The 10,267-nt window shown below is 69.9% G+C and carries 9 protein-coding genes; 4 read left to right on the forward strand and 5 right to left on the reverse strand.

Annotated elements, in window-relative coordinates:
• Positions 1–672, forward strand: a 672-nt coding sequence (locus OEY_RS27995; protein ID WP_010592621.1) for an MBL fold metallo-hydrolase, incomplete at its 5' end; no start/stop codon positions are given.
• Between the two features lie 61 nt (positions 673–733).
• Entirely contained in the window at positions 734–997 is a 264-nt protein-coding gene (locus OEY_RS0103840; protein ID WP_010592622.1) for a hypothetical protein, read from the forward strand.
• 38 nt (positions 998–1,035) lie between these two features.
• On the opposite strand, the gene OEY_RS0103845 is transcribed toward OEY_RS0103840, so the two are convergent.
• The gene (locus OEY_RS0103845; protein WP_048772808.1) at positions 1,036–2,298 is read right to left on the reverse strand and encodes an aminotransferase family protein; all 1,263 of its coding nucleotides are present in this window, start codon (positions 2,296–2,298) and stop codon (positions 1,036–1,038) included.
• Between the two features lie 58 nt (positions 2,299–2,356).
• Here OEY_RS0103845 and hrpA point away from each other — a divergent pair, with 58 nt between their 5' ends.
• A complete protein-coding gene (gene hrpA / locus OEY_RS0103850; RefSeq protein ID WP_010592624.1) occupies positions 2,357–6,277 on the forward strand; it encodes an ATP-dependent RNA helicase HrpA in 3,921 nt (1,306 codons plus the stop codon).
• Between the two features lie 24 nt (positions 6,278–6,301).
• Here hrpA and nrdR read toward each other — a convergent pair whose 3' ends face one another.
• On the reverse strand, positions 6,302–6,775 hold the full coding sequence (nrdR, locus tag OEY_RS0103855) for a transcriptional regulator NrdR (RefSeq protein WP_010592625.1): 474 nt from the start codon (positions 6,773–6,775) through the stop codon (positions 6,302–6,304).
• A gap of 192 nt (positions 6,776–6,967) precedes the next feature.
• Positions 6,968–7,531 carry a LysM peptidoglycan-binding domain-containing protein gene (locus tag OEY_RS0103860; protein ID WP_099527968.1) on the reverse strand — a complete coding sequence of 188 codons (564 nt, stop codon included), beginning with the start codon at positions 7,529–7,531 and terminating at the stop codon, positions 6,968–6,970.
• A gap of 276 nt (positions 7,532–7,807) precedes the next feature.
• Here OEY_RS0103860 and lexA point away from each other — a divergent pair, with 276 nt between their 5' ends.
• A complete protein-coding gene (gene lexA, locus OEY_RS0103865; protein ID WP_010592627.1) occupies positions 7,808–8,521 on the forward strand; it encodes a transcriptional repressor LexA in 714 nt (237 codons plus the stop codon).
• Between the two features lie 71 nt (positions 8,522–8,592).
• On the opposite strand, the gene OEY_RS0103870 is transcribed toward lexA, so the two are convergent.
• Positions 8,593–9,735 (reverse strand): acyl-CoA dehydrogenase family protein, encoded by a 1,143-nt coding sequence (locus OEY_RS0103870; RefSeq protein WP_010592628.1) that lies wholly within the window; start codon positions 9,733–9,735, stop codon positions 8,593–8,595.
• An 80-nt stretch (positions 9,736–9,815) separates the two neighbouring features.
• A partial coding sequence (locus OEY_RS0103875; protein WP_010592629.1) for a solute carrier family 23 protein occupies positions 9,816–10,267 on the reverse strand: 452 nt, incomplete at its 5' end.

Genomic DNA, 10,267 nt, shown 5'->3' on the forward strand with positions numbered 1-10,267 from the left:
CTCGTGCACCCCGATTTCTGGACGCGCCGGCGCATCGTCGGTCCCGGCGGCGCCTTCGAGCTACCGACACCGAGCCGCGCGGCGATCGAGGGCGCGGGGTTCGTCGTCGTCGAGAACCGGCGCCCCTCCTTCCTGCTCGACGGAATGCTCCTGGTGACCGGCCGGATCGCGCGGACCACCGGGTACGAGACCGGCATGCCGGGCCATCAAGTCCACCGGGACGGCCGCTGGCGGCCCGACCCGCTGATCGACGACGACCAGGCCGTCGTCCTGCACCTCCGCGAGCGGGGACTCGTCGTTCTCACCGGATGCGGGCACGCCGGGCTGATCAACATCCTCGAGCACGCCGAGCGGCTCACCGGGGTCGGCCGGCTCCACGCCGTCCTCGGCGGGTTCCATCTCCGCGACGGTCCGATCGTCCCTCGGACGGTGACCGCCCTCGCGGCGGCGGACCCGGCCGTGGTCGTGCCCGCCCACTGCACGTCCTGGAAGGCGCAGCACGCGCTGTTCACCGCCCTCCCGGACGCGTTCCACCCCAATGCCGTCGGTAGTCGATTCGAGTTCCGGACACGCCCGCAGCCGGATACGACCGGGACGCAACGGATCACCGGACAGGCCCTGAAACACACTGTCCGCCCGGAGCGTCCGGGAGATCGCGCCGGTCGACGGTGACGAGCATCGATCACAGGTGAGCGCGGCCCCGGCCCGACCCCTGCCGTCTAGGCTCGCGCGCATGGCATTGAAGGGCAGGCAGTGGTGGAAACTCGTCGGGCTCGCCGGAGCGGTCGGCGTCGCCGCGACGGGCGCAGTCGTGATGCGCGACGAGCGCAGGCGGCGTGCGTACACCCCCGACGAGGTACGCACGAAGCTGCACGACCGCTACGCCCGCGTCGCCGCCGCGCACGACACGCAGAGCGCGGTGCCCCTGGACGAGGTGACCACGGGACTGTGCACGCGGATCCGCACCGGGTTCCGGGGGATCCGGATCCGCCGCTGAGGCGACCCGCCCGGCCGGGCGGCTGCGCCGGCCGCCGATCACCCCAGGGCGGAGGCGAACCCGTCCGCGAGGTCCTGCACCTGCTCGTCCGTCATCACGAACGACGGCGAGATCTGCAGTGCACCCTGCCCCGCGGCCCGGCTCGAAATCCCGTGCTGCCGAAGCGTCTTCACGAACTGCAGCGCCTCGGACGCGTCGGCGAGCTGCACTGCGGCCACGGCACCGAGACCGCTGCGGACCTCCGCGACGCGCGGGTGCTCGGCCAGCGGGGACAGCTTCTCGTGCAGGGTCCGCTCCAGCCGCGCCGACTCGGCGAGCAGGTTCTCGCGCTCGAGGATGTCCAGGTTCGCCAGGGCCGCCGCCGCGGCACCGGCATGCCCGCCGTAGGTGTAGCCGTGCCGCCACCACACCCCGCCGGCGAAGAACGGTTCGGCCACCTTGGGCGACACGAACACCGCGCCCATCGGCACGTACCCGGAGGTGAGCCCCTTCGCCGTGGTCATCAGGTCCGGTTCCAGACCGAGCCGGTCCGAGGCGAACCACGAGCCGCCGATGCGGCCGAAGCCGGTGACCACCTCGTCGACCACGAAGAGCACGTCGTGCTCACGGCAGATGTCGCGGACCTCGGCGAGATAGCCCTCCGGCGGCAGGTACACGCCGCCCGCGCCGATGATCGGCTCGCAGAAGAACGCCGCGATCCGGTCGGCCCCGACCCGTTCGATGAGGGCGAGCAGCGACTTCGCGTCGTCCCACGACACCTTGGCGGCGTCGTCCCAGAGGTCGCCGTACCCCTCGGCGTTGACCGGGATTCCGGCGAGGGACGTGCCCCCGACGTGCATGCCGTGATAGGCCTTCTCCCGGCTGACGACGAGGGTCTTCTCCGGCCGTCCCAGCTCCTGCCAGTAGCGGCGCGTCAGCTTGGCCGCCGTGTCGATCGAATCCGAACCGCCGGAGGTGAAGAAGATCTTGCTGCCGGGAACGGGTGCGATCGTGGCGAGCCGTTCCGCCAGTTCGACGGTCGGCTCCGCGGCCAGGTCGCCGAAATTGGAGTAGTGCGCCACCTTCGCCAGTTGCGCTGCCACCGCGTCACCGATCTCGGAGCGGCCGTGACCGACGTTCGCGAACCAGAGGCCGGCGGTGGCATCGAGATACCTGGTGCCGGCCCGGTCCCAGATGTAGGCGCCCTCGCCGCGCGCGACGACGAACGCACCGTCCCGTTCGACGGCACCCATGTCTGCGAACCCGTGCCACAACGCGCCCACGATCTGCTCCTGTTCCACGAACGGCGATGAAACCGCCATCCTATGCGCCGGGCGGCGCGCAGCGAGAACGCGCGCTTCGCTAGGCTGTACATCCAGCATGTCCACCTCACGCGAGACTCCGCACTCCCCCGCCCCGCCCGGGCCGACACGCCGTGACCTGAAGTCGGCCCTCACCGACGTGTCGCTGCGCGACGAGCATCGCCTTCGCCGGCGGCTCGACCGGGCCCGCCGGCCCGGGGACCTGGCGAAGATCGCCGCCGAGATCGAGCAGGCCCGACTGCGGCTCGCCGCGCGGGTGGCCGCCGCGCCGACCGTCACCTATCCCGAGAACCTCCCGGTCTCGCAGCGCAAGGACGACATCGCCGCCGCCATCCGCGACCACCAGGTCGTCATTGTCGCCGGGGAAACCGGGTCCGGCAAGACCACCCAGATCCCGAAGATCTGCCTCGAACTGGGGCGCGGGGTGCGCGGCCTGATCGGGCACACGCAGCCGCGCCGCATCGCCGCCCGCGCGGTCGCCGAGCGCATCGCCGAGGAACTCGACTCCGAGCTCGGCGACACCGTCGGCTACACCGTCCGGTTCACCGACCAGGTGTCGGACGCAACCCTGATCAAGCTGATGACCGACGGCATCCTCCTCGCCGAGATCCAGCGCGATCGGCTGCTGCGCCGATACGACACCCTCATCATCGACGAGGCACACGAACGCAGCCTCAACATCGACTTCATCCTCGGCTACCTCAAGGAACTGCTGCCCCGGCGACCGGACCTGAAGGTGATCATCACCTCGGCGACGATCGACCCCGAGCGGTTCGCGAACCACTTCGCAGCAGCCGACGGCACGCCCGCACCCATCGTCGAAGTCTCCGGCCGCACCTATCCGGTCGAAGTCCGCTACCGGCCCCTGACGATCGAGGTGGGCGACACACTCGTCGACCGCGACCCGGTCGACGCCGTCTGTGAGGCGGTCGAGGAACTCGCCGCAGAAGGCGACGGGGACATCCTCGTCTTTCTCTCCGGTGAACGCGAGATCCGGGACACCGCCGATGCCCTGCGCGACCGCAGACTCCGGGGCACCGAGATCCTGCCCCTGTATGCACGGCTGTCGGCCGCCGAGCAGCACCGGGTGTTCACCCCGCACACCGGCCGGCGAGTGGTGTTGTCCACCAACGTCGCCGAGACCTCGCTCACCGTCCCGGGCATCCGCTACGTCGTCGACCCCGGCACCGCGCGGATCTCCCGCTACTCGGTGCGCACCAAGGTCCAGCGACTGCCGATCGAGGAGATCTCGCAGGCCTCGGCCAGGCAGCGGTCCGGGCGCTGCGGTCGTGTCGCCGACGGCATCTGTATCCGGCTGTACTCGGAGGAGGACTTCGAGGCCCGCCCCGAGTTCACCGAGCCGGAAATTCTGCGCACCAACCTCGCCTCGGTCGTGCTGCAGATGACGGCGCTCGGACTCGGGGACATCGCCTCGTTCCCCTTCGTCGAAGCCCCCGACCCGCGCGCCGTCCGCGACGGCATCGCGCTGCTCGAGGAGCTCGGGGCGCTCGAGCGGGCCGCGAAGGACGAACTGCCCCGGCTCACCGGGACCGGGCGCGAACTCGCGCTGCTGCCGGTCGATCCGCGGATGGCACGGATGATCGTGGAGGGGCACCGCAACGGATGCCTGCGCGAGGTCCTGATCATCGTCGCGGCCCTGTCGATCCAGGACGTGCGCGAGCGACCGGCCGAGTTCCAGCAGGCGGCCGACGAGAAACACGCCCGGTTCGCCGTGGAGGGCTCGGACTTCCTCGCGTACCTGCAGTTGTGGGACTACCTCAAGCAGCAGCGGAAGGAACTGTCGTCCAGCAGGTTCCGCAAGATGTGCCGCGACGAGTTCCTGCACTGGCTGCGGATCCGGGAATGGCAGGACCTGCAGGGCCAGCTCCGTCAGATCACCCTGAATCTCGGCTGGGAGACCCGGCACCAGGACGTCGGGCCCGACTCGATCCACCAGTCGCTGCTGGCGGGGCTGCTCTCGCACGTCGGCCTGCGCGAGGGCGAGAAGCGGGACTTCCTCGGCGCGCGCGGAACCCGGTTCGCGATCTTCCCCGGTTCGTCGCTGGCCAGGAAGCCGCCGCGCTGGGTGATGGCGGCCGAGCTCGTCGAGACGTCGCGGCTGTGGGCCCGGACGGCGGCGCGCATCGAACCCGAGTGGGCCGAGAAGCTCGCGCCGCACCTGGTCAAACGCACCTATTCCGAACCGCACTGGTCGACCAAGCGCGAGGCGGCCATGGCCTACGAGCGGGTCACGCTCTACGGCATCCCCCTGGTGGCGCAACGGCCGGTGCAGTACGGGGCGATCGACCGGGAGACCTCCCGCGAGCTGTTCATCCGGCACGCCCTCGTCCAGGGCGAGTGGCGGACGCGCCACAAGTTCTTCCATGCCAATCGCGCGCTGCTGGACGACGTCGAGGCGCTCGAGCACCGGGCCCGCCGGCGCGACATCCTCGTCGACGACGAGACCCTGTTCGACTTCTACGACCAGCGCGTCGGACCGGAAGTCGTGTCGGCGCGGCACTTCGACACGTGGTGGAAGAAGGAGCGGCAGAAGAACCCCGAACTGCTCACCTTCACCCCGGACACGGTGGTCAACCAGGACGCCGCCGCGGTCCTCGGCGGCGACTACCCCGACGCGTGGCGGCAGGGCGATCTGCAGTTCCCCCTCACCTACCAGTTCGAGCCGGGCACGGAGGAGGACGGCGTCACCGTCCGCATTCCCGTCGCGCTGCTCGCCGGGGTCCGACCCGTCGGCTTCGACTGGTCGGTGCCCGGCATGCGGGTCGACCTGGTCACCGCTCTCATCAAGACGCTCCCCAAACATCTTCGCCGCCAAGTGGTTCCGGCACCGGACTTCGCCGCGGCGGCCCTCGCGTCGGTCCGGCCCCGGTCCGAGCCGCTCGTCAACGCGATGGCCCGGGAACTGTCGCGGCTCGGGGCGACACGGATCGAGCCGAGCGACTTCGAGCCGACCGCGCTGCCGGACCACCTGCGGATGACGTTCGCCGCCGTCGACGAACAAGGATCGGTTCTCGCGCGCAGCAAGAGCCTGACCGATCTGCGGAGGCGGCTGGGAACCCGCGTCGAGGCCGAAGTCTCGCGGGCGGCGTCGAGCACCGAACGGGAGCCGGCACTGGTCTGGACAGCCGAGACCCTCGGCACCCTCGAACCGACGGTGACACGCACCGTGGCCGGACAACGCGTGACGGGATATCCGACGCTGGTCTCCGAGGATCGTGGTGTGGCGGTCCGGGTGCTCAGCACCTCGCAGGCGCAGCAGGCCGCGATGCGCACCGGGTTGCGGGCACTGCTCCTCGAGGCAGTCCCCATGCAGGCGCGCGCTGCTGCGTCGGGCCTGAGCAACAGCGAGCGGCTGGCGCTCGGACGCAACCCCGACGGCTCCTTCGAGGATCTGCTCGAGGACTGCCGGGCCTGCGCGGTGGACGAGTCGATCGTCCGGCACGGCAAGCCGGTACGCACACCCGACGAGTTCAGCGCGTTGGCGAAGGTGGTGCGCGCCGAGTTGCCGGGCCGGGTCGCGGCGCTGCTGAAACTCGTCGTGCCCGCCCTGGCGCGCGCGCACGACGTGGAAGTCCTGCTCGAGAAGGTGCGCGGCGAGGCTGCCGAGGACGTGCGGGAACAGCTGGCCTCGCTGCTGTTCCGCGGATTCGTCACCGAACTCGGCAGTGCCCGGCTCGCCGATCTGCCCCGCTACCTGGCCGCGGCGGCGCATCGGCTCGAAGCGCTGCCGGCGAGCGCGCACCGCGATCGGCAAGGCATGGACGTGCTGGACCGGGTCTACGCCGAGTACGACCGCCTGCTCGCACGGCTGCCGCAGGAGCGGGCCACCGCCGCCGAGGTGGTGGCGATCTCGTGGATGATCGAGGAGCTACGGGTCAGCCTGTTCGCCCAGCATCTCGGAACCCGTGGGCCGATCTCGGAGCAGCGGATCCTCAAGGCCGTCGCGGCGATTCGCTGAGCGGCGACGCGTCCCGCCGGGCGCTCAGTTCTCGGATCCGGTCTCGCGCCGGTGCTGGTGCTCGCGCAGCTCCTTGATCTCGCGTTCGAAATCCTCTGCGGAGCTGAAGGACCGGTAGACGGACGCGAACCGCAGGTACGCCACCTCGTCCAGGTCGCGCAGGGGTCCGAGGATGGCCAGACCGACCTCGTTGCTCGGAATCTCCGGGGACCCCTTGGCCCGCACCGCGTCCTCGACCTGCTGGGCGAGGAGGTTGAGGGCATCGTTGTCGACGTCGCGTCCCTGACAGGCGCGAGCTACGCCGCGCACCACCTTCTCCCGGCTGAACGGTTCGGTGACGCCGCTGCGTTTGACGACCGACAGCACCGCCGTCTCGACCGTGGTGAACCGTCTTCCGCACTGGGGGCATGCCCTCCGGCGCCGGATCGCGGCCCCCTCGTCGGCTTCACGGGAATCGACGACGCGGGAATCGGGGTGCCGGCAATACGGGCAGTACATGTCGATTCCTTCGTCGTAGCCGTGCTGGCCGCGACGTCGGCGTCGAACCGATGCCGTCCTCCCGAGACCGGACCCACCGGCAGGCGAATCGCTCTCGGCGCGACCACACGAGGTGGTGTCACTGACAAGAGTCGACAATACCTGCATACCCGGGTCGTCGGCCGAACCCGGTGCCTGCCCGCCCATGCCTGTTCACCGCGGCGCGGAGGCCGGAACGAGCAGGGTCTGGCCGGTGCGGAGGCGACCGTCCGGCATGGCATTGAGGTCGAGGATCCGCTCGATCGCCTCGGACCGGGACAGACCCGGAGCCACCCGGGCCGCGACGTCGCCGAGCGATTCGCCCGCCTGCACGACGGTGACGTCGGTGCGTGCGGCGCCGGCCGCGACCTGACTGGTGCGCAGGTGCGCGATGCCGAGCAGTCCCGCAGTCACGAGCGCGGTCAGCAGCGCCGTCGCCAGTATCGTGCCCGGGCGGGTGTGTGCGACCTCGGCCGGCCGGTGCGGGACGCGTGAGACCCGGACCGGAGCGCGCCGGTAGTCCACGATCCCCCCGTCCGGACGGACGGGAAGCCGGCGGGCGGGCGCCTCGTGGGGGCGCCGCACGAGATGCGTCGTCCCTGCCCGGCGTACCCGGTCCTCGGTGTCCTGCGGCCCGGTGTCCTGCGGCCCGGTGTCGTGCGGCCCGGTGTCGTGCGGCCCGGTGTCGTCGAACTGCCGGTGGTTCCGTTCGGTTCGGCGCACTGCTGATGTCCTCATCGAGGCCTCCGTGTCACTCGCCCGCGGGACGGTGCCCGCGACGTGTCGCTCGTCCGCGGGACAGGACCCGCAGCGGAACTTCGGTCATCGCTCGATCGACGGCCGTTCGATCACCTGTTCGAAGGAACGTATGTTCGATGTGTACCACGTCGCTCCGACAAAGTCAGCACAACGGGCGGAAAACGTCGAACAGATGTTTGATAACCGGGCCGCGGAGAGCTAGATTCGATCCATCACATCCAGCACATCCGACACACGACGCACGGAGGTCACGACATGACGGACGGCCATCCCCCGGCGGGGCGGAGCCGGACGACCACCGCGGATCCGGCCGTCGGCCTCACGGAACGCCAGCGCCGCGTCCTCGAGGTGATCCGCGAATCGGTCACCCAGCGCGGCTACCCTCCGAGCATCCGCGAGATCGGCGACGCAGTGGGCCTCAACTCCACCTCGTCGGTGGCGCACCAGTTGCGCACCCTCGAGCGCAAGGGTTTCCTCCGGCGCGATCCGAACCGTCCCCGCGCGGTGGACGTGCGCGGGCTCGAGGATTCGCAGCCGCCGGCGCCGCAGGCGCAGCCGGTGGACGGGGTCGATGTCGCCGCCGAGTCGGCCACGGCGGCTGCCATGGTCCCCGTGCTGGGCAGGATCGCCGCGGGCGGGCCGATCCTGGCGGAGGAGTCCGTCGAGGACGTGTTCCCGCTCCCGAGAGAACTGGTGGGTCAGGGTTCGCTGTTCCTGCTCAAGGTGGTCGGCGAGTCGATGGTCGACGCGGCCATCTGCGACGGCGACTGGGTCGTGGTGCGCCAGCAGAACGTCGCGGACAACGGGGACATCGTCGCCGCGATGCTCGACGGTGAAGCGACCGTGAAGACGTTCAAGCGCGTACACAACGACGTGTGGCTGATGCCGCACAACCCGATGTTCGAACCGATCCCGGGCAACGACGCGGTGATTCTCGGCAAGGTCGTGACCGTGATCCGCAAGATCTGACCTCGCCCCTTCCGCAGAACGCGCACGGCGGCGCCGCGATTCGCGGCGCCGCCGTGCATGTCCCGGTGGGGTCAGAGATTCAGGCCGCGGCCGATGATGTCCTTCATGATTTCGTTCGTCCCGCCGTAGATCTTCTGCACGCGGGCGTCGAGATACGCCTTCGCGACCGGGTATTCACGCATGTAGCCGTATCCGCCGTGCAGCTGCAGGCACCGATCGATCAGCTCGACCTGCTTGTCGGTGGTCCAGAACTTGGCCATCGCCGCCTCCTGCACGCTCAGGGTGCCGGCATTGAGCTGCTCGATGCACTTGTCCACGAACACGCGTGCAAGGGTGGTCTCGGTGGCCAGCTCGGCCAGCTCGAAACGGGTGTTCTGGAAGCTGCCGATCGACTTGCCGAATGCCTTGCGGTCCCGGCAGTACTGCATCGTGTCCTCGAGCACGGCTTCCATCGCCGCCGCCGCCACCACCGCGATCGACAGACGTTCCTGCGGCAGGTTCTGCATCAGGTAGATGAAGCCCATGCCCTCCTCACCGAGGAGGTTGGCGGCAGGCACCCGCACGTCGGTGAAGTGCAGTTCGGCGGTGTCCTGCGCCGCGAGGCCGATCTTGTCGAGGTTGCGGCCCCGCTCGAAGCCCGCCATCCCGCGCTCGACGACGAGGAGCGAGAAGCCCTGCGCGCCCTTCTCCGGGTCGGTGCAGGCGACGACGATCACCAGGTCCGCGTTGATGCCGTTGGTGATGAAGGTCTTGGAACCGTTGAGGATCCACTCGTCGCCGTCGCGCACCGCGCGGGTCTTGATGCCCTGCAGGTCGCTGCCCGTACCGGGCTCGGTCATCGCGATCGCAGTGATGATCTCGCCGGAACAGAATCCCGGCAGCCAGCGCTGCTTCTGCTCCTCGTTCGCCAGCTTCAGCAGGTATGGGGCCACGACGTCGTTGTGCAGCATGAAACCGATGCCGCTGAACCCTCCGCGGGTGGTTTCCTCGGTGACGATCGTGTTGTAGCGGAAGTCCTCGACACCGCCGCCGCCGTACTCCTCGGGCACGGCCATGCCCAGGAAACCCTGCGCGCCGGCCTTCTTCCAGACCTCGCGGTCGACGATCTTGTCCTGCTCCCACTGCTCGTGGAAGGGAGCCACCTCCTGCTCGAGGAACTTCCGGTACGACTCCCGGAAGAGTTCGTGCTCGGGCTCGAAGAGGGTGCGTTCCATGTGCGCTCCTGTATCCGATGACGTACGTCACGCTCACGGTAGACATCGGAAGGCCCGTCTGACGCTGACAGGAACGAGCGTTATTTGTGACCGGACACGCCGGGCGCTCGACGGCGCAGGTCCGCCGCGCGGCGCAGGAGCGGGTAGGCGATCAGGATGCCGATCGAACCCCACGCGATGCCGCCGAGCTCGACGGAGCCCACGGTGAGGGTGAGGTCGCCGATCCCGGCCACCAGCGCGGCGGCGGCCACCGTGAGGTTGACCGGATCGGTGAAGTCGACCTTCGCCTCCATCCAGATCCGCACACCGAGAATGCCGATCAGGCCGTACAGGACCAGGGTGGCGCCGCCGAGCACCCCGTCGGGGACGGTGAAGACGAGGGCCCCGAACTTCGGCGAGAAGGCGAGGACCACGGCGGTCGCGGCAGCCACCCAGTACGCCGCGGTCGAGTACACCCGCGTCGCGGCCATCACGCCGATGTTCTCCGCGTAGGTGGTGGTGCCCGAGCCGCCGCCGACCCCGGCGAGCGTCG

The organism is Rhodococcus sp. P14 (assembly GCF_000256505.1).
Taxonomy (GTDB): domain Bacteria; phylum Actinomycetota; class Actinomycetes; order Mycobacteriales; family Mycobacteriaceae; genus Rhodococcus; species Rhodococcus ruber.